We start from the raw sequence: 22880 nt of genomic DNA, 5'->3' as shown, positions 1-22880 counted from the left end.
GGTGCTTGCCATGACCCCGACACTCGGCCCGGAATTCGCTGCGTTACGGCGCGCCGTCAGCGAAGTGCTGCACTACGTGTGGGATCCCATCGGTGTCGCCGGAACCCCCGAGGCCCGCGACGAGTATGACGGCTATGTGGATAGCGTCTGCGGCATGCTGTGGCATGGCGCAGACGCGAACGCGGTGACCGCCCATCTCGTCGGCATCGCCGACGATGCGATGGGGCTGCCCGGTACGCAGGAACGGGCCGCACGGGCCGCCGAGGTCCTGCTGGCCTGGCGCGACGTGGTCACACGGTGATGCATAGGTTGGGGTGAGCGCAGCGAAGCCCAACATCGCGGACTGCTGCCGTTCGAACATCTGGATGCTGCATGTTGGGGTTCGCGTTGCTCACCGCCAACCTATTCTGGAGGCACTGCATGATCGACCTGAAACTCACCGACGTCCGCCCCTTCATCGGCAGCCGGGACTTCGAGGTCTCCAAGGCCTTCTACGAAGCCCTCGGCTGGACGACCGAATACCTGGATGACCAACTGGCCCTGATGGCCAACGGCGATCACCGCTTCTACCTGCAGCGCTACCACCAGAAGGACTGGCTGGAGAACACGATGCTGCACCTCACCGTGGCCGATGCCGCGGCCTGCCACGCCCAGATCGCCGCGGCGCTGGCGACCGGTCGCTACGGCGACGCCCGCGTCGCACCGCCGAAGCAGGAAGACTACGGCGCCCTGGTGACCTACGTCTGGGACCCGGCCGGCATACTGCTGCATCTCGCCGAATGGAGGGAATGACGATGAAGCGCCATGTAGTCGCACTGGGCGTTGCCCTGCTGTCATGGGCCGGTCTCGCGATGGGGCAGCCGGTATCGGAATCGACCGATCGGCATGCCTATGTCCGTGCGCGACTCATCCTGGTGGAGCCACAGGCAGCCTGCGGCATCAGCCTTGCGGGTTCACGCGCGCTCTACATGGTCGAGGAAGGACCGGACGGCTTGCGCGGCGAGCCGCTGGAGGTCGTCGTCGGCTGCATCGAGATGCCCATGACCGAATGGGATGGCATGGGCGACCTGAAAACCTTCGTGCCCGGCGACACCCATTACCTGCGCATCAGTCGTGACAATCTCCGCGGGGTAGGGCTCTTTGACGACAAGGGAGGCCGCGCCTGGCACCTGCTGGCGGCGTCCCTCCAACCGTTGCAGAGGTCGGCGGCATCCGCCATCAGGAAAGCCTACGTCCGCGCAGTCCTGATCCTGGTCGAGCGCGGCCCGGGTTGTGGAAACCTGGTCATCGGATCGCGCGCACTCTACGTCGTCGAGAAGGGGCCGGCATTCCTGAAGGGCAGGCCGCTGGAGGTCGTCGTCGCCTGCATCGAGATGCCCCTGGCGGGCGGGAAAGACATGGGAGACCTGCAAGCCTTCGTGCCGGGCGACACGCATTACCTGCGTATCAGCCGGGACAACCTGCACAAGGTCGAGGTCTATGACGACAGGGGTGGCAGCGCCTGGCATCTCCTGGCCGCGTCGCTGACGCCGTTGCCGATCCAGGGCCCACCCGCAGACCCCTGAGCACGGTGCAGCAGCACCGCGTCACTCGGATCATCACAGCCTACGGAAACCCCCCTCCATGTCGTCACGCCCCCTGCAGACCTACACCGGCAGCTGCCACTGCGGCGCCATCCGTTTCGAGATCGACACCGATTTCCCCGAGCTGACCCAGTGCGACTGCTCGATCTGCCGCAAGAAGAACGCGCTGATGGTGAAGGTGCACGAGCGCGCCTTCCGCCTGCTGTCCGGCGCGGACGCGCTGGCCGACTACCAGTTCCACACGCATACCGCGCACCATCATTTCTGCACGATCTGCGGCATCTATCCGTTCCACCGCAAGCGCGTCACCCCGGACTACTACGGCGTCAACGTCTACTGCCTCGACGGCTTCGACCCTGCCGGCATCCCGGTGCGGATGACCGTCGGCGCCGGCATGCCGTAACACGGCACGGATAGACTGCAGCCATGTGCCGCTTCGTCACCGCCGTCCTTCCCGCCGCCGCGCCGCATGAGGCGCTGGATGCGTTGGCGCGGATGCACGGTCGCCGGTTTCTCAGGCTGTCGAATCCGTTGGTGACGCGGCAGCTCACACCGGGCGGAGCCTACTTCCTGACCACCCTTGGCCATTGCGATTGCGATGAACCGCTCGGTGCGCGCCGCATGCAGAAAGAGGATTGGGATGCGATGGCTGGCAAGCTGGCGCGCAAGGGCTGGAGCGAGGGCAAGATCGCTCGCGCAATCGCGCAGAAGCGGGAGCAGGCCGAGGCCGCGGATGGCGTCCAGCGCCGGCGCGCGGACGATGACCTGACCCGCTGGCTCGCCTTCGTGGATGCCGTCCTGGCATCCGGACAGGTCGACCAGTTGGGCCTGCTGCTGCACTTCTACCGTGGCGGCGTCGAGGACGAAGAGGTGACGATCCGTGAGCGTCGCCGGGTGGGCCGCGACGACGACCGTGCCGCGCTGCTGCATGGCATGGAACAGGATGTGCTGTACCTGTTCCACGCCTGAGTCCGCTCCGGACGCGGTGCTTCCCGCCATCGATCTCTCACATTTCTGCCCGCAGATCGGGCTCGCAGCCTCATCGATGGCTCTCGGAGCCCCGTCCGCAAGGCTCGGAATCCCAACGATCGGGCACGGGCGTGCCATCCATGGGTTTCCGGAAGCCATCGATGGCTTTCAAAGACCCATCGATCGCTTTCCGGATCCCATCGACGAGATTGCAGAAGCCATCGATCGCTTCCCCCATGCCATCGATGGCGTCCGGAGTGCCATGCCATCGCTCCCGGAAAGCCATCGATAGCCCTCCAAGACCCATCGATGGCTTTCCGAGCCCGTGACATCACATGCCGGACCCGATCGTTGGCATTCCGAGCGCCATCTGCCATCGGACACGGGCAGGGCAGGCCCTCGGCGCCGTCGGGCGTCCACCTGCCTTTCCCGTGACCGGCCTTAGAATTCCCCCATGACGCCGACCCCTGCCGCCCGTATCGCCGACCTCCGCCGCCAGCTGGAGGACGCCAACCACCGCTACCACGTGCTCGACGAGCCCAGCATCCCGGATGCCGAGTACGACCGCCTGCTGCGCGAGCTGGATGAGCTGGAAGCCGCCCACCCGGCGCTGGCTACCGCCGATTCCCCCACCCAGCGCGTCGGCAGCGCGCCGGCCGGCAAGTTCGCCGAGGTCCGCCACGCCATCCCCATGCTGTCGCTGGGCAACGCCTTCAGCGATGAGGAAGTGCAGGACTTCGTCCGCCGCATCGCCGACCGGCTGAAGCGGCCGGCGCTGACGTTCTCCGCCGAGCCCAAGCTGGACGGCCTGGCGATCAGCCTGCGCTACGAAGGCGGCGCCTTCGTGCAGGGCGCCACCCGCGGCGACGGCGCCACCGGCGAGGACGTCACCGCCAACCTGCGCACGATCAAGGTGATCCCGCAGCGGCTGACCGGAACCGGCTGGCCGCAGGTGCTGGAGGTGCGCGGGGAGGTGTACATCCCGCGCGCCGACTTCGAGACCTACAACGAACACGCCCGCCTGCACGGCGGCAAGGTGCTGGCCAATCCGCGCAACGGCGCCGCCGGCTCGCTGCGGCAGAAAGATCCGCGCATCACCGCGCAGCGGCCGCTGGCGTTCTTCGCTTATGGCACCGGCCTGGTGGACGGCGGGGCGCTGCCGGACACGCATTCGGCCACGCTGGCGCAGCTGCGCGCGTGGGGCTTCCCGGTCAGCGACCTCAGCGACGTGGTGGAAGGCGCCGACGGCCTGCTCGGGTATTACCACCGCATCGGCGAGGCGCGCGACGGCCTGCCGTTCGACATCGACGGCGTGGTCTACAAGCTGGACGACGGCGAAGGGCAGCGCGAGATGGGCTTCGTGTCGCGCGCGCCGCGCTGGGCGATCGCGCACAAGTTCCCGGCGCAGGAACAGGCGACCACCGTCGAGGCCATCGAGATCCAGATCGGCCGCACCGGCGCCGCCACGCCCGTCGCACGGCTGACACCGGTGCACGTGGCCGGCGTCATCGTCACCAACGCCACCCTGCACAACGCCGACCAGATTGCGCGGCTCGACGTGCGCGTGGGCGACCACGTGATCGTGCGTCGTGCCGGCGACGTCATCCCGGAAGTGGCTGGCGTGATTCTGGAGCGCCGCCCCGACGGCACGCAGCCGTGGCAGATGCCCACGCACTGCCCGGTATGCGGTGCCGAGATCGTGCGCGAGGAAGGCGAGGCGGTCTGGCGCTGCTCCGGCGAACTGAGCTGCCCGGCCCAGCGCAAGGAATCGCTGCGCCACTTCGCCTCGCGCCGCGCGATGGACATCGAAGGCCTGGGCGACCGCTACATCGAGGACCTGTCCGACCTCGGCTATCTGGCCTCCATCGCCGACCTCTACAAGCTGACGCTGGACGACCTGCTGGAGATGAAGCGCCGCGTCGACGAGCGCGACGGCACCACGCCCGAGACGGTGAAGTCGGGGAAAGTCGCGACCAAGTGGGCGGACAACCTGATCGAGGCCATCGACCGCAGCCGCCGCACCACGCTGGAGCGCTTCCTGTTCGCGCTCGGCATCCAGCATGTCGGCGAAAGCACCGCCAAGGCGCTGGCCGTGTGGTTCGGCGACCTGCAACGCATCCGACACCTGCCGTGGCCCCTGTTCAAGCGCGTGCCCGACATCGGCGGCGAAGTGGCGCGCTCGCTCGGCCATTTCTTCGACCAGCCCGGCAACCAGCAGGCCATCGACGACCTGCTGGCGCGCGGTGTCGTCATCGGCGATACGCGTGCGCCCTCCGGCAAGCTGCGCGCCGGCCTCGACCTGGCGACGCTGCTGGTCGACCTGGAGATCCCCAAGGTCACCCGCGTGCGCGCGGAACAGCTGGCGTCGGCGTTCCCGTCGGTCGACGCGCTGCTCGATGCGCCTGCGCACAACTTCGTCACCGCCGGCCTGCCCAGCGATTCGGCCAATGCCTTCGCGGCGTGGCTGGAGGACGAAGCGAATGCCCAGTTGCTGACGCGCAGCGGCGCCGCGCTCGACGAATTGCTGGCGAACACGCCGGAGGAGGTCGATGTCTCCACCGGCCCGCTCGACGGCAAGACCGTGGTGCTCACCGGCGGCCTGGCCGCGATGAGCCGCGATGAAGCCGGCGAGAAGCTCGAAGCCCTCGGCGCCAAGGTGTCCGGCAGCGTGTCGAAGAAGACGCACCTGGTGGTGGCCGGCGAAGCCGCCGGTTCCAAACTCGCCAAGGCGCAGGAACTCGGCATCGAGATCTGGGACGAAGCGCAGCTGCTGGCGTTCCTGGCGAAGCACGACGCAACATGACCTGCTCCCTCTCTCCCGCCTGCGGGGGAGAGGGCTGGGGTGAGGGGGCGAATGGATCGCCTCCGATGCAACCGTCAAGGAGGACAACCCAATGGATCCCACCAAGCGCATGCGGCAAGCGCCGACAGACGCGGAACACCGGTTATGGGAGCGCCTGCGCAACCAGCAGACGGGCTTCAAGTTCCGTCGCCAGCATCGGGTGGGTGGCTACATCGTCGACTTCATCTGCGTGGAGCGCGGGTTGGTGGTGGAGGTGGATGGTGGGCAGCATGCGGACGATGTGGTCAGTGATGCTGCACGCACGCGGTATCTGGAGTCTGTCGGTCTGCGTGTCGTGCGCTTCTGGAATCATGAGGTGTTGAGGCAGACGGATGAAGTGATGGAGGTGATCTGGCGGGCGTTGCGGGAAAGCCCCCCTCACCCCAACCCTCTCCCCCGCATGCGGGGGAGAGGGGGCAGAAGCAGCAACGGCAGTAGCAACGGCAGTAGCAACGGCAGTGGCGATAGAGAGCCGGATTCGATGATCGACGACAAGCAGGGGGTAGACGTGCCGGGGCGGGACGCATCGCATGGCTTCATCGCGACGGAAAACCATACCCCCTCTCCCCCACACGCGGGGGAGAGGGTTGGGGTGAGGGGGAGCGCGCGAAACCCAAGCGCCGCCGATCAACCCTGGGCACCTTCCGCATCGCAAGACGCCCTCCGCATGCGCGCGGCTATCAACCGCCTCATGCGCGAGTTCTTCCATGCCCGCGAGGTGCTGGAAGTCGAGACGCCGATGATGTCGCGCGCCGGCAATACCGACGCGAACATCGCCTCGTTCTCGCTCGACTTCTCCGGTCGCACCGATGGCGCGCCGCGCACGCGCTGGTTGCGGACATCACCGGAGTTTCCGTTGAAGCGTCTGCTCGCCGCGGGCGTGGGCGACTGCTATGAACTCGGGCGGGTGTTCCGCGATGGCGAAGCGGGCGGACGGCACAACCCCGAGTTCACCATGCTGGAGTGGTACCGGGTGGATTGGACGTTGGAGCCGCTGATCGACGAGACGGTGTCGCTGGTGCTGGCGGCGCTGGCGATGATCGGGCGCGAGGCGACGGTGTCGCGGATCAGCTTCCGCGACCTGTACCTGCAGCGACTCGGTTTCGATCCGATGACGGCCGACATCGAGGCCGTACGCAACGCCGCGGCCGGCATCGCCATCGACGGCGAGGGGCTGACCCGCGACGACTGGCTGGACCTGCTGATGACGCACCGGCTGCAACCGGCGTTCGGCCGCGACGAGATCCACGTGGTGTACGACTATCCGGCCACGCAGTCGGCGCTGGCGCGCGTGGTGGAGCGCGACGGTGTGCCGGTGGCGGAGCGGTTCGAGCTGTACCTGGGGCCGCTGGAGCTGGCCAACGGGTACCACGAGCTCACCGACGCAGTGGAGCAGCGTGCGCGGTTCGAGCGCGATGTCGCCGTGCGGCAGGCGAGGGGCGACATCGCGCCACCGCTGGACGAAGGCCTGCTGGCCGCATTGGGGCAGGGCATGCCGGCCTGTGCGGGCGTGGCATTGGGCGTGGACCGGTTGCTGATGGCGATGCTCGACACGCCGCGCATCGCCGATGTGCTGGCCTTCGATTTCGCGCGCGCCTGAAAGCCAGCCAAACATCCGTCGCGGGTCGCGCGGACTGCAAACGGTTTCGTGAGGCCGTGTTCATTTTCGCTGCGTAGATTGCGAATCAACACCCACGAGGACACCTGTCATGGAACGCCACCTGATCGCTTCGCTGATGCTGGGCACCGTCGCGCTGCTGGGGGCCACCGCCGCCAAGGCCGCGCCGCAGTACGACGACCGCTATTACGGCAACGGGCAGACCGTCCGCTGCGAATCGCCGAGCAACCGCTACCGCGAATGCCCGATGGACACGCGCGGCGGCGTGCAGCTGACGCGCCAGCTGTCGAGCACGCGCTGCGAGGAGGGCCGCAACTGGGGCCAGGGCCGCAATGGCGTGTGGGTGGATCGCGGCTGCCGTGCCGAATTCACCAGTAGCCGAGGTGGTGGCTGGGGCGGTGGCAACGGCGGTGGCTGGTCGGGCAATGGCCAACGCATCCGCTGCGAATCGGACAACGGCCGTACGCGCACCTGCGCGATTCCTGCACGCGCCGATGTGCGCCTGGTGCGCCAGCTGTCCAGCTCGCGGTGCGTCGAAGGCCAGACCTGGGGCCAGGACCGTGGCGGGCTGTGGGTCACGCAGGGCTGCCGGGGCGAGTTCGAGGTCTACGGTCGTGGCAATGGCGGCGGCTGGGGCAACGGCGGCAACTGGGGCAACAACGGCGGCGGGCGCACCTTCCGCTGCGAGTCGGACAACGGCCGCACGCGCAACTGCGCGGTCGACGGACGTCGCGTGGAACTGGTGCGCCAGCTGTCCAGCAGCGCCTGCATCGAGGGCCGCACCTGGGGCCGCGACAACCGCGGCGTGTGGGTAACCGACGGCTGCCGGGCGGAGTTCCGCAGCTGGTGAGTTCCACGAGGGGAACGGCCCGCTCACAGCGGGCCGTTACAATGGCGGCATGAACGACGCCATCGACTACGCCCGCTACGACCGCATCCGTCCCCTCCGCTGGACCGGCACCGCGCTGGACCTGCTGGACCAGCGCAAGCTGCCGTTCGTGGTGGAGTACCTGAGCTGCACGACCAGCGACGAGGTCGCCGCCGCCATCCACGACCTGGCCGTGCGTGGCGCGCCGGCCATCGGCATCGCCGCCGCCTGGGGCGTGGTGCTGGCTTCGCGCGAGGTGCTGGCCGCCACGCCGGCCGAGGCGCTGGAGAAACTGGAACCCGCCCTGCAGCGCCTCAACGACGCGCGGCCCACGGCCGTGAACCTGGCCTGGGCGCTGGCGCGCATGCGCGCGGCGCTGCGCACCGCCGGCAGCGACTGGCGTGGCGTGCTGGAACTGGAAGCGCTGGCGATCGCCGAGGAAGACCTGGCCGCCAACCGCCACATGGGCGCACTGGGGGCGGCGCTGATCGGCGAGGGCAGCGGCGTGCTGACCCACTGCAATACCGGTTCGCTGGCGACCGCCGGCTTCGGCACCGCGCTGGGCGTGATCCGCGCCGGCGTGGCGCAGGGCCGCATCGGCAAGGTCTATGCCGGCGAAACCCGGCCGTGGCAGCAGGGCGCGCGCCTGACCGCGTGGGAGCTGCAGCAGGACGGCATTCCCGCGACCCTGATCGCCGACTCCGCCGCCTCGCACCTGATGAAGACGGGCGCCGTGCAATGGGTGGTCGTGGGCGCGGACCGCATCTGCGCCAACGGCGACACCGCCAACAAGATCGGCACCTATCAGCTGGCCATCGCCGCGCGCCACCACGGCGCGAAGTTCATGGTGGTGGCGCCGTCGTCGACGGTGGACATGGCCACGCCCAATGGCGAGGCGATCCATATCGAGGAGCGCGACCCGGCCGAACTGCTCGGCATCGGTGGCACCCGCATCGTCGCCGAGGGCGTGGCGGCGTGGAATCCGGTGTTCGACGTCACGCCGGCCTCGCTGATCGACGCCATCGTCACCGAGAAGGGCGTGATCGAACAGCCGGACGAGGCACGCATGCGGGCCGCGTTCGGCGGATGACCCGGCGCGTCCGCCTCGCCTGGCGGATCGGGACCGACGCAATGCGTCGGTCGGCTGCGCGCGACGGCATGCGGGTGGCATGGGACGGCTGAGGCGCTGCCGGAATACCGCACACGACGCCACCTCCGCGGGGGTGGCACGCGGGTTGCATCGCCGGACACATCCCGCCCAGGAACCGCGCATGCGCGCACGCCTCGTCCACGCACCGATCGCCGTCCCCGGCCTGCTGCACAGCCTGAGGAGCCTGCTGTCGCGCCGTTCGACCCGCTCACTGACCGCCGCGGAGCGCGAGGACCTGGCGCAGGCGCAGCTGCGCGCCACCCGTCCGATCGTCAGCGGCGTGCTGCTGTGCGGCGCGGTGCTGCTGGCGATCACCGCGCTGTTCGAACTGGCGCAGGTGACCCCGTCGATCGGCTATCCCGCCTGGGCGCAGCTGGCGGCGGCCATGGGCGTGGCGGCCTGCGCGGCCGGCGTCGCGCGGCTGCTGCACTGGCAGCAGCGGTTGATGCTGGTGCTGGCCGGCACGCTGGTGACCGGCATCTTCATGAGCATGCCGCTGCCCGGTGCGACCGGCCAGCTGGCGCTGCGCACCGGCCTGTTCCAGTTGCTGCCGCTGGCGCTGATGGCGCTGATGGTCCGCCCGGTCTCGCTGCTGGCGCTGGCGCTCCTGATCGTGGTGATGGCGCAGCTGCGCATCGTGCTCTACGGCGCGCCGGGAACCGGTACGGCGTTGTACTGGCTGTACACCCTGACGACGATCGGCTTCGGCCTGGTGCTGGCAGGCTACCGCACCGACTTCGCCGTGTCGGCCTGGCAGATGCGCCGCCGGTTGGTGAAGCAGGCGCATACCGACGAACTGACGGGATTGCTGAACCGCAACGGCTGGAGCGACCACGCGATCGCCGCGCACGCGCAGGCGATGGCCGCCGGCCGGCCGGTGGCGGTCGTGGTGCTGGATATCGACTACTTCAAGCGCATCAACGACGACCACGGCCACGACGGCGGCGACGCGGTGCTGCAGCGGCTGGGCGACATCATGCGTGCGCGCGTAGGTGCGAACGGCTGCGCGGCGCGCATCGGCGGCGAGGAATTCGCGGTGCTGCTGGACGGGGATGACGCCATCGCGGCGCAGGCGTTCGCCGACCGCGTGCGGCGGGAGTTCGGCAAGGCGCATGGCGGCGTTGTCGCGACGCTGTCGGCCGGCATCGCGGAACATCTGACCGGCGAGTCGCTGCGCGACCAGTTGCGGCGTGCCGACCTGGCGCTGTACGCGGCCAAGCGGAGCGGGCGCGATCGTGTCCATGTCGCCGGCGTTTCCTGAACGCTTTTTGTGATTCCAAATGTGACGACCCTGCGATAGCATCGACGAAGAAGTTCGCGCGGGCATGTCGGTGCCCTTACGCGTCCAGTCGACGCCAGGGGAACATGAACCGAGAACGCACCCGCACCCTGTGGGAAAAATCGCGCCTGCCCCTGCTGGGCCTGGTGGTCGTCCTGATCGTGGTGATGCCGGTCATCCTGCTGCAGGGGCTCTCGCGCGCGAACCAGGAGGCCGCCGACGCCGTCATCCACACCCACGAGGTGGAGGCCACCGTGCTCGGATTGGCGCTCGATGTCCGCGAAATGGAAAGCTCGGCCATGCTGATCGCGTTGGGCGCCGACCATCCGTTGGCGCGCGAGCGGCTGGTGGCGGGACGTGAATCCTTGCCTGAACGATTCGAGGCGCTGGCCCGCCTGACCGCGGACAATCCGGAGCAGCTCGTCCGCGTTGGGCGCCTGCGCGAACTGGTGAATGCCCGGATCGAGGTGGTCGACCAGCTGCTGGAAGCGCCGGAGGCCTACAAAGGGGCGGTGGTGGCGCCGCTGGCCACGCGCTTCCCGATCCGTGGCCTGCTGACCGAAATCCTGGACGACGAGCGTTCGCTGCTCAAGGAACGCAGCGAGGATGCCACCGAACAGCGCCGCCGGATGGAACTGATCCGGATGGTCGCGCTGGGGACGCAGCTGCTGCTGCTGTCGCTGGTGCTGATGGCGCTCGGCCGCCAGGCGGCGCGCCGCCTGGCGGCCGAAAAGCAGACCGCGCAGGCGAGCCAGCGCGCGCTTGTGGTGCTGGACACGGTGCGCGAGCCGATCGTGCTGCTGGACGGCGAGCAGCATATCCAGATGCACAACAGCGCCTTCGCCGAGCTGTATGGCATCCGCAAGGGCGACAACGCCGCCAGCCTGGACGATCTGGGTGCGGCCTGGCAGGACAAGGTGATGCGCCAGCGCCTGGACGACGTGCTGGCGCGCGGGCGCGAGCTGTGGGACTACGAACTGCAGCAGGAAACCGCGGACGGCCTGCAGCGCACGGTGCTGATCAACGCGCGCCGCATGCCGCTGCCCGACAGCGACGACCATGCCGTCCTCATGACGGTCAGCGACATCTCGCTGCAGAAGACCGCGCAGCAGGAGATCGCCGCGCTGAACCGCCAGCTGGAAGGCAAGGTGCATCAGGTATCCGAAGTGAACCGGGAACTCGAAGCCTTCAGCTATTCGGTCTCGCACGACCTGCGCGCACCGCTGCGTCACGTGGCCGGCTTCTCCGACAAGCTGGGCCGCCATCTGGGCGAGGGCATCGACGACAAGAGCCGCCATTACCTGAGCGTGATCGGCGACTCCGCGCGCCGCATGTCGCAGCTGATCGACGACCTGCTGGTCTATTCACGCCTGGGCCGCAGCGCGCTGCGCCTGCAGGCGGTGGACATGCAGTCGCAGGTGGCGGAGGCGCGCGCGATGCTGGATGCGAACGAAGCCAACGAAGGTCGTGCCGATCGGGTGGAGTGGCACATCTCGCCGATGCCGATCGTGCTGGCCGACGAGAACATGATGCGCCAGGTATGGAGCAACCTGCTGGGCAACGCGCTGAAGTACAGCAGCCAGCGCGAGCGCGCCGTCATCGAGGTGGAGCACCGCCAGCAGGGCGACGGCAGCCACCTGTTCAGCGTTCGCGACAACGGCGCCGGCTTCGACATGGCCTATGCCGACAAGCTGTTCGGCGTGTTCCAGCGCCTGCACAAGGCGAGCGAGTTCGCCGGTACCGGCATCGGCCTGGCCAGCGTGCGACGCGTGCTGGGCCGCCATGGCGGCCGCATCTGGGCCGAGGCGGCGCCCGACCGCGGCGCGACCTTCTTCTTCACCCTTCCTGCGGCGCTCGATGCTCCGCCCTCTCGAGAGAAAGACGCATGAGCGACATCCGCACCATCCTGTTGGCCGAAGACAGCCTGGCCGACGCCGAAATGGCGATCGATGCGCTGCGCGAGGCCAATCTGGCCAACCCCATCGTGCACGTGGAGGACGGCGTGGAAGCGATGGACTACCTGCTGCGCCGCGGCGCGCACGCCGAACGCCCGGAAGGCATGCCGGCGGTGCTGCTGCTGGACATCAAGATGCCGCGCATGGACGGGCTGGAAGTGCTCAAGCGCATTCGCCATGACGAGACGCTCAAGCACCTGCCGGTAGTGATCCTGTCGTCCTCGCGCGAGGAGAGCGACCTGGCCCGCAGCTGGGACCTGGGCGTGAACGCTTACGTGGTCAAGCCGGTCGACATCGACCAGTTCTTCCAGGCGGTGAAGACGCTTGGCACGTTCTGGGCGGTCATCAACGAAACCCCGGTCAGGGACTGAGCCGTGCCGCAATCGGGATCACCGCTGGGCCGCGTCCGCCTCCTGCTCGTCGAAGATTCCGAGCTGGATGCGGAACTGCTGATGGAGCAGCTGCTGGACGCGGGCCTGGATGCGGAATTCGTCCGCGTGGACGGCGCGGACGAGATGCATGTCGCGCTGGCCGGCGACCCGTTCGACCTGGTGCTGTCCGACATGGAACTGCCGGGTTTCTCCGGCTACCAGGCGCTGGAGATCCTGCGCCGCCAGGATGCGCGACTGCCGTTCGTGTTCTTCTCCGGCACCATCGGCGAAGAGGCCGCGGTCAAGGCACTGCAGGAAGGCGCCAGCGACTATGTGCTCAAGCATTCGCCGGCGCGCCTGCCGGCCGCAGTGGCGCGCGCCATCCGGGAAGCGCGGACCGAGCGCGAGCGCGAGCGCGCCGAGCGCGAACTGATGCGGTCGCAGCGGCTGGACTGCCTGGCGATGCTGGCGGCGGGCCTCAGCCATGACCTGCGCAACATCCTGCAGCCGCTGCTGATCGTGCCCGACCTGCTGTCGACCTACAGCGACGATCCCAAGGTCCTGCGCCTGGGCGCGGTGATCTCGGAAAGCGGCAAGCGCGGCCATGAAATGGCCGATTCCATGCTGTCGTTCGTGCGCGGCTCGCGCAAGGCCAGCGAGACCATCAGCGTGTCCGCGCTGTTCAGCGCTGTGCAACTGCTGCTGCAGGGCAGCCTGTCGCGGCAGGTTCGCCTGACGGTCGAACAACCGCCCGAGGATCTGCAGATCGAGGGCAACTACACCGAGTTCCAGCAGTGCCTGATCAATCTGTGCCTCAACGGCATCCAGGCGATGGCCGAGCGTGGCGGGCAGCTGACGCTGTCGGCAGGCACGACAGTGGCTGCCGACGGCCAGCAGTACGTGGTCGTGCGCGTGAGCGACGAAGGCAGCGGCATGGACGAAGCTACGCGCCAGCAGCTGTTCACGCCTTTCTTCACCACCAAGAGCAGCGGCACCGGCCTGGGCCTGATGTCGTGCAAGCGTATCGTCGAGTCGGTGAACGGGCGCATCGAAGTCATCAGCACGCTGGGGAAGGGCACCTCGTTCGAGCTGCATCTGCCGGCGCCCGAAACCGAGGAATGGACGGGCATCGAAGACGCCGCGTTCGCCGATGGTGCGGGGCGGCGGATCCTGCTGGTCGACGGCGATGCCACGCGTCTGTCGCTGCTGGGCAACGCGCTGGCCGCGCAGGGCTACGATCCCGTCATGGCGCCGGATGGTGCCAACGCGCTGCAGCAGATCGCACGCGATGGCATGCCGGCGCTGGCCATCATCGATGACGACATCCTGTTGCTCTCGGCGGCGGACGTGCTGGCGGTGCTGCAGGAGGCGGGCTTCGATGGCCCGGTCGTGCGCCTGCAGGAGCCGGGCAGGCTGCCCGACGGCCTCGAGTGCGCGACGGTGACCAAGCCGGTGCAGGTGCAGGCGCTGTTCGGTGCGATCGAACACGCGCTGGGATTGCGCGCCTGACGACCCCACCGGTATCGCAGTCGCGCCTGAGCGCGATCAGACGTGGCCGGCGGGCTTCAGCCGCTGCCACACTGCGCGCATGATGGGCTGCGCGCGGTACCAGCCGATCGGCGTATCCGGGCAGTCGCGCCGCAGACGGTCGCGCAGCACGGGTGCGATGTCGTCGAACTCCTGCCGGTGGTGCAGCAGGTACGCGTCATAGCCGATCTTCAGGCAGCGCTCCAGATCACCCACGGTGGCACCGACCACCTGGAACGTGTCCTCGTTGAGGCGCGTCTTCCAGTAGGCCAGTTCGGCGTCGATATCGACGATCTGCGCAGTGGCGTGCTGGGTGGTGCGAGCGTAGTGACTGGCCATGGTGATCCCCGTTTCGACATGGTGGTGACGGGGCGGAGTTTTTGATCTTCACGGTGATGCTTAAGTGAAATAAAGAGCGTTTTAACCGTGATTTAACCTGGTGGGGACGTTTTGGTTCACCTTTGAAAAAAGTGTGTGACGGATCGTGTCAGCGACGTCGTGCCGCATCCGCCAGCAGTGCGCGCTCTTCCATCGCGCCTGACAACGGCAGGAACAGCGGAGGATCCTCTTCCAAGGGCGCATTGACGCGCTCCCACACGCGCGCGATGACTGCCTGCGCCAGCGGCCAGTCCAGCCGTACGCCATGCACGATGCCGGCCTCGTAGCGGGCGCGCAGCGACGGCAGCAGTTCCCGCAGCGAACGCCGGTGCGAGAGCAGGTAGGTGTCGTAGGCGAACTTCAGCGTGGGCACGTAATGGCGGAACGGCGTGCCGGGGCGGTGGAAGGGCTGTCGGGCGTAGGTGTCCGCCCAGAAGTGCAGTTCGGACTGGATATCGATGACGGCGCAGGGCATCGCGTCGTCGGCCCAGGCGTGGGCAAGCGGATCGTGCAGGCATGGCATGGGGTCCCCTCCTCGACGCGAGGCCTGGCATGGATGGACCGCATCGATGGAGGACGGTAGGCGTGCGAGCCGATACCGTCTGCGTGACCGCGTCGCCCAGTCGCCGACTGTGCGAAGCCCCCTTTGGCAACGTACTGCTCCATCCTCCCCGAAGGAGTGTGGTCGACGACCCGGCCGGGCCTTGTTGTGGTTGTCGCCCCTGCAAGGACAAAGACGGCGGGCCGGACGGGTGCCGGCCTACCGTTCGTCGTCGCGTGATCAGTGCATGCGCGGCGGTTCGGACGTGTGTTCGTCCAGCCAGCGCCATGCCTCGCGCAGCAGCGTGCGGGCGACGGGCCACTCGGGGCCGGTGTCGCCCCGCAGGTTGTCCCAGTGGTGCTCCAGCGCGAGTTCGGTATCCAGGTCCAGGGCGCCGTCATGCTCGGCATGCGAGGCGGCGGCGAAGGCATAGGCGCGGCAGGCATCTTCCCAGGCCACGTCGGGATGCAGTCGGCGGCGTCGACCGTAGTCGTACGCCGTGAACGCGACGAAGGCATCGTCGTGCATGGCGGCGATGCGCGGCGGCGTCTGGCGGAGGGTGTCGAGCTGGGCACGATAGAGCTGTCGGTCCATAGGGGGATCTCCAGGGTCACGCAACCGTGGTATCGCGCCGCGCGTTACCGAGCGGTGAGAAATCCCTTCGTTGCCCGATCACAAAGCTGAGGTGGAATATCGCGATCAGCGGGCGGTCAGTCTCAGGAGCTGAGACGGCGACGACGTCAGATGGCGGCCTGCCGAGGAGAGACCGCCATGCCTGCCCAGACCGCCCTGATCCGTCGCCATGCCGACGAGGCCTCCCTGCTGCCCGCGACCACCGCCGATGGCAGTGCGCTGGCAGAACGCCTGGCGGGCAAGTACCGCGACCGGGTCACCGGCCAGTTCGTCATCCCCGCGCGCGAGGGCCGCTACGAGGCGTTGCCCGACGATCTGCCGCTCGCGTTGGCCGACGCGCTGCGCCAGCGCGGCATCGGGCAGCTGTATTCGCACCAGGCCGAGGCCTGGCGCCAGGCGCAGGCCGGCGATCATCTGGCCATCGTCACGCCCACGGCTTCCGGCAAGTCGCTGTGCTACACGTTGCCGGTGGTGGCGTCGGCGCTGTCGAAGCGCGGCAAGGCGCTGTATCTGTTCCCGACCAAGGCGCTGGCACAGGACCAGGTGGCGGAACTGCTGGACCTGAGCAAGGCCGGCGACCTGGGATTGAAAGCCTTCACTTTCGACGGCGACACGCCCGGCGATGCGCGGCAGGCGATCCGCCTGCACGGCGACATCGTGGTCAGCAATCCCGACATGCTGCACCAGGCCATCCTGCCGCACCACACCAAGTGGGCGCAGTTCTTCGAGAACCTGCGCTACGTGGTGATCGACGAAGTGCATACCTACCGCGGCGTGTTCGGCAGCCACGTCGCCAACGTGCTGCGAAGGCTCAGGCGGGTCTGCGCGTTCTACGGCGCCACGCCGCAGTTCATCGTCTGCTCGGCGACCATCGGCAATCCGCAGGCGCACGCGGAGGCGCTGCTGGAACTGCCGGTGCATGCGATCACCGAATCAGGTGCGCCGAGCGGCGAGAAGCACGTGCTGCTGTGGAATCCACCGGTGGTCAATCCCGATCTGGGCCTGCGCGCGTCGGCGCGTTCGCAGAGCAACCGCATCGCGCGGCTGGCGATCAAGGCGGGGCTGAAGACGCTGGTGTTCGCGCAGTCGCGCACGATGGTCGAGGTGCTGACCAAGTATCTGAAGGATGTGTTCGACAGCGACCCTCGGCTACCGGCACGCATCCGCGCCTACCGTGGCGGCTACCTGCCGACGGAACGGCGAGAGGCCGAACGCGCGATGCGCGACGGGCGCGTGGACGGGATCATCTCCACGTCCGCGCTGGAACTCGGCGTGGACATCGGCAGCCTGGACGCGGTGGTGCTGAACGGGTACCCGGGCTCGATCGCCGCGACGTGGCAGCGCTTCGGTCGCGCCGGCCGTCGGCAACAGACGTCGCTGGGCATCCTGGTCGCCAGTTCGCAGCCGCTGGACCAGTACGTGGTGCGGCACCCGGAGTTCTTCGCCGACAGCCCGCCGGAACACGCCCGCATCGCGCCGGACCAGCCGATGATCCTGCTCGACCACGTGCGTTGCGCGGCATTCGAACTGCCGTTCCTCGCCGGGGAACCGTTCGGTCCGGTTGACCCGACGCCGTTCCTGCAACTGCTGGACGAGGACAGCGTGGTGCATCGCGAAGGCGACCGCTACGAGTGGATCGCCGACAGCTATCCGGCCAACGCGGTCAGCCTGCGTTCGGTGGCGGACGGCAACTTCGTCGTCGTCGATCGCACCGACGGGCGCCAGACGATCATCGCCGAGGTGGATTTCAGCGCCGCGCCGCTGACGCTGTACGAAGGCGCCATCCACATGATCCAGTCCACGCCGTACCAGGTGGAGCGGCTGGACTGGGAGGGGCGCAAGGCCTACGTCGTCCGCACGCACGTGGACTACTACACCGATGCGATCGACTACACCAAGCTGAAGGTGCTGGAGCGCTTCGACGGCAGCATCGCCGGGCAGGGCACCTGCCACCACGGCGAAGTGCACGTGGTGCGGCGCGTGGCCGGTTACAAGAAGATCCGCTACTACACGCACGAGAACATCGGCTACGGCCCGGTGAACCTGCCCGACCAGGAGATGCACACCACCAGCCTGTGGTGGCAGCTGCCGCCGGCGCTGCTGGAATCCGCCTTCGAATCGCGGCAGGAGGCGCTCGATGGCTTCCTCGGCGCGGCGTATGCGCTGCATGTCGCCGCCACCGTCGCGGTGATGGCCGAAGGCCGCGACCTGCAGAAGGCGGTCGGTGATGGCGACGGTGCCTGGTTCGCGCTGCCGGACACGCAGGGGCGTGGCCAGTTGCGCGGCACGGAGAGCCAGGTGCTGTCGCCGGTGTCGGGCGAACGCTTCGTGCCGACGGCTTACCTGTACGACAACTACCCCGGCGGCATCGGCCTGAGCGAACCGCTGTGGCGGCGCCAGCGCGAACTGGTGCAGCGTGCGGTGCGTCTGGTCGCGGGCTGCGATTGCCGGGCAGGGTGTCCGGCCTGCGTCGGTCCGGTGCTGGCGAACGACGAGGACGCCGAGACCACGCCACGCGCGCTGGCCGCACGCGTGCTGCACCTGCTGGACGCCGCATGAGCGTCAGCCTGGAGAAACTGCAGCGGCTTCGAAAGCAGGCGGGTCACGAGAGCGCCAGCGCGCCCGCGACGCTACCGCCGGTGCACGATCCCTTGCCTGCGCTGCGGCGCATGCTGGGAATCCGCGAACGTACACAGGCGCCGAAGGGGGTGCGTGTATGCGACCGTGCGCTGCCGGGCGACGAGATCGCACCGGGCCTGCTGCGGCTGGAACAGATGCTGCCGTTCGACGACGTCGCGACAGAGGTCGACGGTACGTTCGCACGGGCGGGGGCGCTGCCGACGCAGGGCATGCTGTTCTTCGACACCGAAACCACCGGCCTGTCCGGCGGCACCGGCACGCGCGCCTTCATGGTGGGCGCCTCGGATTTCGTGCCCGGCGGACTGCGCGTGCGCCAGCTGCTGATCACCCACCTGTCGGCCGAGCCGGCGATGCTGCGCGAATTCTCGCGCTGGCTGGCCGACGACACGCGCCTGGTCAGCTACAACGGGCGCTGTTACGACGCGCCGCTGCTCGCCGCGCGCTACCGGCTGGCGCGGCAGGGTACGCCGCTGGCCGGCCTGGAACACCTCGACCTGCTGTTCCCCACGCGTCGGCGCTATCGCGGCGTGTGGGAGAACTGCCGCCTCGGCACGATCGAGCGCCGTGCGCTCGGCATCGTGCGCGAAGACGATCTGCCGGGATCCGAAGCGCCCGGCGCGTGGCTGCAGTACCTGCGTGGCGGCGATGCCGGCCTGCTGCGGCGCGTGCTGCAGCACAACTTCCAGGATGTGGTGACGCTGGCGCACCTGCTGCTGCACCTGTCGGTGCCGCCCGTGATGGACGCGTCGGGGAATCCGTTTACCTGCGCCGCGCCTTGACCGCGCGGGGTGCCGGGCGGATGCTGCGCGCGTCGCTTCGCCGACGTTGACGCAAACCCTGTCCGCCCTGCCGCAGGAGTCGTCCCGTGTCCCCTTCCGCCGCGCTCTGCCTGCTGCTCTGTGCGGGGCTGCCCGCCACGTCCCTTGCGCAGGACGCCCTGCCGCCCGTCGACCGTTTCCATGTCGGCGCGGGACGCTACTGGGCCGACCACGACCTGGACACGCGCTGGGATGCCAGCGACGGCGCGATGGGCACGCATGTCAATTTCCAGCGCGACCTCGGCTTCGTGGACCGGCAGGACGCGCTGGTGTGGAGCATCGGCGGCAGCCTGGGTGAGGAACGTCGCCACGCCTTCGATGCCTTCGGTTACGACTACGACGACGACACCACGCGCCTGCTGGACCGCACGCTGCAGATCGGCGACAACGCCTATCCGGTGGACGCGGACCTGGCCGGGCGCATGGACCTGAAGGTCACCGGCGTGTCCTACACCTGGTTCTTCCACCACGATGGCCAGCGCGCCTTCGGCGTTGGCCTGGGCGCGATGCGCTACGACGTGGACATCGACCTGGAGGCGACGGCGGTGGTGGCGGGCGCGCCGGTCGCCTATGCCAATACGCTGTCCGAGGACGAGTGGGCGCCGATGCTGCGTGCCGAGTACGCGCAGTCGTTGTCGGACCGCTGGCGCTGGGGCGCATCGCTGGCCTACACGAAGAAGACCGGCGGCAACGTCACCGGCGATGCGCGCGACCTGCAGGTGCGTCTGGAGTATTTCCCGTGGCAGCGCGTCGGGTTCTCGCTGCGTTACAACTACAACGACGTCGACCTGGATTTCGAGCGCACGCGCTTCGACGGCAACCTGAACCTCAACAACCGCGGACCGCAGTTGCTGGCGATGCTGCGCTTCTGAAACAGGCGCTGTCGGGGTGATACCGACAGCGGAGTGTGAAGCGTTGCGCATTCCCCGCATCGCGTCTCAAGAATGCACCGGCGCGGCCGACACCCTTGCTAGATTCCATTGGTCCGTGCGTCCCGAGCGGGAGGCACGCCTTGAACTTGCAAGCAATAAGGGGACATGCCTTGCGCATTCTGTACGTTGGCGATACCGCCTGCCTGCCCGACGATCTGGCCGACTACATCGGCGACATGGGCGACGAGTGGACCGTCGAATCGGTGGCCGATGGCAAGTCGGCCATGTTCGCGGTCGCCAATGGGCCAGTTGATGTGGTGATGGTGGGACCGGCGCTGTCGGACCTGCCACCGGCCACGCTGCTGGGCCAGATACGCACGCTGCGTCCGGAGACCATTCGCATCGCATTGCTGCAAGGCAGCAGCGACAGCCTGGCGGCGCCGATCAAGCTGATCGGCGTGGCGCACCGCTTCCTGCCGCTGCCGCTGACGTCGGAAACGGTGCTGGAGTCGATCCACAGCCTGGAAGAACTGCGCGACCTGCTGGACAGTCCGCGCCTGCGACGCGCGATCGGCCGTGTCGAGCACCTGCCGTCGCCGCCGCATCTCTACTTCGCGCTCACCCGGGCGCTGGAAGAGGACGAAGGCACGGCGAACGACATCGCCCGGCTGGTGGCCGGCGATCCGGCCATCGCCGCCAAGGTGTTGCAGCTGTGCAACTCGGCCTACTTCTCCAGCGGCCGCTCGATCACCGACCTGCGCGCCGCGGTGACGCGGCTGGGCCTGGGCACGCTGCGCGACCTCGTGCTCGCCAGCGAGGTGTTCTCGATGAAGACCACCTCCAGCGTCGACCGCGCCGCCCTGCAGCACCGGGCGCTGCTGGCCTCGCGGCTGGCGGCGAAGATCCTGCCGCGCACCAGTTCCGAACTCGGCGCCACCGCCGCGCTGCTGGCCGACATCGGCCTGCTGCTGCCGGGTGTGCGCGACGAGCGAGACACGCCAGCCGCCGAGGACGACGACCGTCCCGGTCACACGGAGGCGGGCGCCTACCTGCTGGGGCTGTGGGGCCTGCCGATGCCGATCGTCGAAGCGGTGGCGTTCCACCGCCAGCCGCAGCGCTCCAGCCTTCGCAGCTTCTGGGTGCCGGGCGCGGTGCACGTGGCCGGCGCGCTGGCCGGCAACGAGCCGGTGGACGAGGGTTACCTGAAGTCGCTGGGCGTGCTGGACCAGTTGCCCAACTGGCGGCAGATGGCCGAGACCATGGTCGAGCGCGCCGAGGAACAGGCCGCCTGACGCGTTTCCGGTCCCGCGTGCACGCCGCGCGACGCGGCGTCTGCGATGTGTCATGCCGGTCTACAGGGAGCGGCCCGCGAGGGAAGTCGTGGCGTCATTCCGGCGCAAGCCGGAATCCATGGCCTCTCGGCGATGTGTCCTTCCTTGCGAACGTCAGGGAAGGCAGCGGCAGAGTGGAGTGGGTCCCAGCTCTCGCTGGGACGACGTGACTGACGTGTCCGAATGCGTGTCGCCACCCCTGACGTCATTCCAGCGCAAGCGTGAATCCATTGCCTTCAGCGATGGGGGTCCTTGGGAATGTCAGAGGCACGACAACATGGGGCCCAGCTTTCGCTGGGACGACGTGGTTGACAACCTTCGAATCCTTACCGCTACCGACTTGCCGTCATTCCAGCGCACGCTGGAATCCATTGCCTTTCAGCGATGGAGTTCCTTGGGAATGTCGGAGGCACGGCAACATGGGTCCCAGCCTTCGCTGGGACGACGTGGCTGACAACCTTCGAATCCTTGCTGCTACCGACTTGCCGTCATTCCAGCGCAAGCTGGAATCCATTGCCTTTCAGCGATGGGGTTCCTTGGGAATGTCAGAAGCAAGGCAACATGGGTCCCGGCTTTCGCCGGGACGACATGGCTGACAACCTTCGAATCCCTACCGCTACTGACGTGCCGTCATTCCAGCGCACGCTGGAATCCATTGTCTGACAGTGATCCGCATCCTTCGTGCGGCGGGGAACGGAAACGCGAGATGGGTCTCGGCGTTCCCCGGGACGACGGGGCGTGACGCTGTCAGGGACGGTAAGTGGGAGAGGCCTCCTGCACCTTGCCTGGTGGCTTGGCGATGATCCGCGGGCGTAGCCACGCGGCGAAGTCGGTTTCGCCGAGACTGCCTTCCGATAGCCCCAGATACTGGGGGTAGAGCTCATGGTCCTCGGCCGACAACGTGGCGCCATTGAGCACGATGAAAACTTCGCAGGCCACGGCCGCCACGCGTTTGTTGCCGTCCAGGAAAGGATGGTTGCGTGCCAGGCCGAAAGCCGTGGCGGCTGCCAGATCGGCCAGGTCCGGCGCGGGTTGCCCATAGGCGTGCAGCTGCCGGGGGCGCGCCAGTGCCGATTCAAGCAAGCCGCCATCGCGGATGCCGGTCGCACCGCCATGCTCGGCCAATTGCCGGTCATGGATGGCCAAGGCCAAGGCCCGGCTGATCCAGACGATCATCCGGGCTGCTTCATTGGGCCAGCTTGTGGAGCAGGGTGCGGCGGCTGCGCATCACCTGTTCCGCCACCTCCATCTGCTCGGCGAGGTTGGGGTCGTAGACCGTCAGGCGGATGCCGTCGGGCGTCTCGAGCGCGTGGAGTTCATCGCCTTTTTCCAGGCGAAGGCGTGCCAAGAGCTCCTTGGGCAGGATGACGCCGGCAGAGTTTCCGACGGTGGTGATCTTGAGCTTCATGATTGCCTCCTCGAGGTTATAACTATGGTTATATTGAAACGTGCGAGGGCTTGAGGCAACCCCGCACGTTTTTCTCGTCATGTGAGACCTGAGGGTG

The 22880-nt window shown here is 68.1% G+C and carries 21 protein-coding genes and 3 pseudogenes; 19 read left to right on the top strand and 5 right to left on the bottom strand.

Translation table 11 applies throughout. The annotated features are described in order from the left end of the window. The first annotated feature begins 10 nt into the window (after nt 1–10). The 15 genes and pseudogenes from AC04MD_RS15880 to AC04MD_RS15810 all read left to right on the top strand — a co-directional run bounded on the left by AC04MD_RS15880 (nt 11) and on the right by AC04MD_RS15810 (nt 14144). Nucleotides 11–301, top strand: a complete 291-nt coding sequence (locus AC04MD_RS15880; RefSeq protein WP_475498252.1) for a hypothetical protein — start codon at nt 11–13, stop codon at nt 299–301. Between the two features lie 119 nt (nt 302–420). Continuing rightward, nucleotides 421–792, top strand: coding sequence for a VOC family protein (locus AC04MD_RS15875; RefSeq protein ID WP_475498251.1), 372 nt, complete (start codon nt 421–423; stop codon nt 790–792). After that, entirely contained in the window at nt 789–1565 is a 777-nt protein-coding gene (locus AC04MD_RS15870; protein WP_475498250.1) for a hypothetical protein, read from the top strand. Before AC04MD_RS15875 ends, AC04MD_RS15870 begins: the two co-directional genes overlap by 4 nt. A 58-nt stretch (nt 1566–1623) precedes the next feature. Further along, nucleotides 1624–1986: a GFA family protein gene (locus tag AC04MD_RS15865; protein ID WP_475498249.1), complete on the top strand. Its 363-nt coding sequence runs from the start codon at nt 1624–1626 to the stop codon at nt 1984–1986. Between the two features lie 23 nt (nt 1987–2009). Next, entirely contained in the window at nt 2010–2552 is a 543-nt protein-coding gene (locus AC04MD_RS15860) for a hypothetical protein (RefSeq protein ID WP_475498248.1), read from the top strand. Between the two features lie 454 nt (nt 2553–3006). Then, nucleotides 3007–4951, top strand: a pseudogene (gene ligA, locus AC04MD_RS15855) (NAD-dependent DNA ligase LigA); the annotation flags it as partial. Between the two features lie 110 nt (nt 4952–5061). Then, a pseudogene (locus tag AC04MD_RS15850) lies at nt 5062–5355 on the top strand (BRCT domain-containing protein); the annotation flags it as partial. Between the two features lie 91 nt (nt 5356–5446). Further along, nucleotides 5447–5746: pseudogene (locus tag AC04MD_RS15845) on the top strand (endonuclease domain-containing protein); the annotation flags it as partial. Between the two features lie 240 nt (nt 5747–5986). Further along, the gene (epmA, locus tag AC04MD_RS15840) at nt 5987–6994 is read left to right on the top strand and encodes an EF-P lysine aminoacylase EpmA (RefSeq protein WP_475498545.1); all 1008 of its coding nucleotides are present in this window, start codon (nt 5987–5989) and stop codon (nt 6992–6994) included. A 109-nt stretch (nt 6995–7103) separates the two neighbouring features. Then, complete coding sequence (locus AC04MD_RS15835; protein ID WP_475498247.1) at nt 7104–7862, top strand: DUF3011 domain-containing protein; 759 nt, start codon at nt 7104–7106, stop codon at nt 7860–7862. Nucleotides 7863–7911: 49 nt separating this feature from the next. After that, nucleotides 7912–8970: an S-methyl-5-thioribose-1-phosphate isomerase gene (gene mtnA, locus AC04MD_RS15830; RefSeq protein ID WP_475498246.1), complete on the top strand. Its 1059-nt coding sequence runs from the start codon at nt 7912–7914 to the stop codon at nt 8968–8970. Nucleotides 8971–9151: 181 nt separating this feature from the next. Next, a complete protein-coding gene (locus AC04MD_RS15825) occupies nt 9152–10291 on the top strand; it encodes a GGDEF domain-containing protein (protein ID WP_475498245.1) in 1140 nt (379 codons plus the stop codon). 104 nt (nt 10292–10395) lie between these two features. Beyond that, on the top strand, nt 10396–12198 hold the full coding sequence (locus AC04MD_RS15820) for a sensor histidine kinase (protein WP_475498244.1): 1803 nt from the start codon (nt 10396–10398) through the stop codon (nt 12196–12198). After that, nucleotides 12195–12635, top strand: a complete 441-nt coding sequence (locus AC04MD_RS15815) for a response regulator (protein ID WP_475498243.1) — start codon at nt 12195–12197, stop codon at nt 12633–12635. Before AC04MD_RS15820 ends, AC04MD_RS15815 begins: the two co-directional genes overlap by 4 nt. Before the next feature lie 3 nt (nt 12636–12638). Beyond that, nucleotides 12639–14144: a sensor histidine kinase gene (locus tag AC04MD_RS15810; protein ID WP_475498242.1), complete on the top strand. Its 1506-nt coding sequence runs from the start codon at nt 12639–12641 to the stop codon at nt 14142–14144. 36 nt (nt 14145–14180) lie between these two features. On the opposite strand, the gene AC04MD_RS15805 is transcribed toward AC04MD_RS15810, so the two are convergent. From AC04MD_RS15805 to AC04MD_RS15795, 3 genes are all read right to left on the bottom strand, one after another. Continuing rightward, nucleotides 14181–14501: a hypothetical protein gene (locus AC04MD_RS15805; RefSeq protein WP_475498241.1), complete on the bottom strand. Its 321-nt coding sequence runs from the start codon at nt 14499–14501 to the stop codon at nt 14181–14183. Nucleotides 14502–14649: 148 nt separating this feature from the next. After that, on the bottom strand, nt 14650–15063 hold the full coding sequence (locus AC04MD_RS15800; RefSeq protein WP_475498240.1) for a hypothetical protein: 414 nt from the start codon (nt 15061–15063) through the stop codon (nt 14650–14652). 258 nt (nt 15064–15321) lie between these two features. Further along, entirely contained in the window at nt 15322–15675 is a 354-nt protein-coding gene (locus tag AC04MD_RS15795; protein ID WP_475498239.1) for a hypothetical protein, read from the bottom strand. Between the two features lie 177 nt (nt 15676–15852). On the opposite strand from AC04MD_RS15795, the gene AC04MD_RS15790 reads away from it, so the two are divergent. From AC04MD_RS15790 to AC04MD_RS15775, 4 genes are all read left to right on the top strand, one after another. Continuing rightward, nucleotides 15853–18273 carry a DEAD/DEAH box helicase gene (locus AC04MD_RS15790; protein ID WP_475498238.1) on the top strand — a complete coding sequence of 807 codons (2421 nt, stop codon included), beginning with the start codon at nt 15853–15855 and terminating at the stop codon, nt 18271–18273. Beyond that, nucleotides 18270–19133, top strand: a complete 864-nt coding sequence (locus AC04MD_RS15785) for a ribonuclease H-like domain-containing protein (protein WP_475498237.1) — start codon at nt 18270–18272, stop codon at nt 19131–19133. The genes AC04MD_RS15790 and AC04MD_RS15785 overlap by 4 nt, the downstream gene beginning before the upstream one ends. An 86-nt stretch (nt 19134–19219) precedes the next feature. Then, nucleotides 19220–20044 carry a hypothetical protein gene (locus AC04MD_RS15780; RefSeq protein WP_475498236.1) on the top strand — a complete coding sequence of 275 codons (825 nt, stop codon included), beginning with the start codon at nt 19220–19222 and terminating at the stop codon, nt 20042–20044. Between the two features lie 170 nt (nt 20045–20214). After that, complete coding sequence (locus tag AC04MD_RS15775) at nt 20215–21336, top strand: HDOD domain-containing protein (RefSeq protein ID WP_475498235.1); 1122 nt, start codon at nt 20215–20217, stop codon at nt 21334–21336. 786 nt (nt 21337–22122) lie between these two features. Here AC04MD_RS15775 and AC04MD_RS15770 read toward each other — a convergent pair. After that, nucleotides 22123–22551, bottom strand: a complete 429-nt coding sequence (locus AC04MD_RS15770) for a type II toxin-antitoxin system death-on-curing family toxin (RefSeq protein ID WP_475498234.1) — start codon at nt 22549–22551, stop codon at nt 22123–22125. A 10-nt stretch (nt 22552–22561) separates the two neighbouring features. Then, nucleotides 22562–22783: an AbrB/MazE/SpoVT family DNA-binding domain-containing protein gene (locus AC04MD_RS15765; RefSeq protein ID WP_475498233.1), complete on the bottom strand. Its 222-nt coding sequence runs from the start codon at nt 22781–22783 to the stop codon at nt 22562–22564. Nucleotides 22784–22880: the final 97 nt, after the last annotated feature.

Source organism: Pseudoxanthomonas sp. LjRoot206 (assembly GCF_056175725.1).
Note: the sequence above shows the minus strand (reverse complement) of the source record. Positions and strands in the feature narration are given on the sequence as shown.

Excerpts from the sequence above, each read along its gene's own strand:
- AC04MD_RS15765 (WP_475498233.1), bottom strand. The coding sequence starts at position 22,783 with ATGAAGCTCAAGATCACCACCGTCGGAAACTCTGCCGGCGTCATCCTG.
- AC04MD_RS15875 (WP_475498251.1), top strand. The coding sequence starts at position 421 with ATGATCGACCTGAAACTCACCGACGTCCGCCCCTTCATCGGCAGCCGG.
- AC04MD_RS15860 (WP_475498248.1), top strand. The coding sequence starts at position 2,010 with ATGTGCCGCTTCGTCACCGCCGTCCTTCCCGCCGCCGCGCCGCATGAG.
- AC04MD_RS15795 (WP_475498239.1), bottom strand. The coding sequence starts at position 15,675 with ATGGACCGACAGCTCTATCGTGCCCAGCTCGACACCCTCCGCCAGACG.
- AC04MD_RS15790 (WP_475498238.1), top strand. The coding sequence starts at position 15,853 with ATGCCTGCCCAGACCGCCCTGATCCGTCGCCATGCCGACGAGGCCTCC.
- AC04MD_RS15865 (WP_475498249.1), top strand. The coding sequence starts at position 1,624 with ATGTCGTCACGCCCCCTGCAGACCTACACCGGCAGCTGCCACTGCGGC.
- AC04MD_RS15820 (WP_475498244.1), top strand. The coding sequence starts at position 10,396 with ATGAACCGAGAACGCACCCGCACCCTGTGGGAAAAATCGCGCCTGCCC.
- mtnA (WP_475498246.1), top strand. The coding sequence starts at position 7,912 with ATGAACGACGCCATCGACTACGCCCGCTACGACCGCATCCGTCCCCTC.
- AC04MD_RS15815 (WP_475498243.1), top strand. The coding sequence starts at position 12,195 with ATGAGCGACATCCGCACCATCCTGTTGGCCGAAGACAGCCTGGCCGAC.
- AC04MD_RS15825 (WP_475498245.1), top strand. The coding sequence starts at position 9,152 with ATGCGCGCACGCCTCGTCCACGCACCGATCGCCGTCCCCGGCCTGCTG.
- AC04MD_RS15770 (WP_475498234.1), bottom strand. The coding sequence starts at position 22,551 with ATGATCGTCTGGATCAGCCGGGCCTTGGCCTTGGCCATCCATGACCGG.
- AC04MD_RS15835 (WP_475498247.1), top strand. The coding sequence starts at position 7,104 with ATGGAACGCCACCTGATCGCTTCGCTGATGCTGGGCACCGTCGCGCTG.
- AC04MD_RS15800 (WP_475498240.1), bottom strand. The coding sequence starts at position 15,063 with ATGCCATGCCTGCACGATCCGCTTGCCCACGCCTGGGCCGACGACGCG.
- AC04MD_RS15785 (WP_475498237.1), top strand. The coding sequence starts at position 18,270 with ATGAGCGTCAGCCTGGAGAAACTGCAGCGGCTTCGAAAGCAGGCGGGT.
- AC04MD_RS15880 (WP_475498252.1), top strand. The coding sequence starts at position 11 with ATGACCCCGACACTCGGCCCGGAATTCGCTGCGTTACGGCGCGCCGTC.
- AC04MD_RS15805 (WP_475498241.1), bottom strand. The coding sequence starts at position 14,501 with ATGGCCAGTCACTACGCTCGCACCACCCAGCACGCCACTGCGCAGATC.
- AC04MD_RS15870 (WP_475498250.1), top strand. The coding sequence starts at position 789 with ATGACGATGAAGCGCCATGTAGTCGCACTGGGCGTTGCCCTGCTGTCA.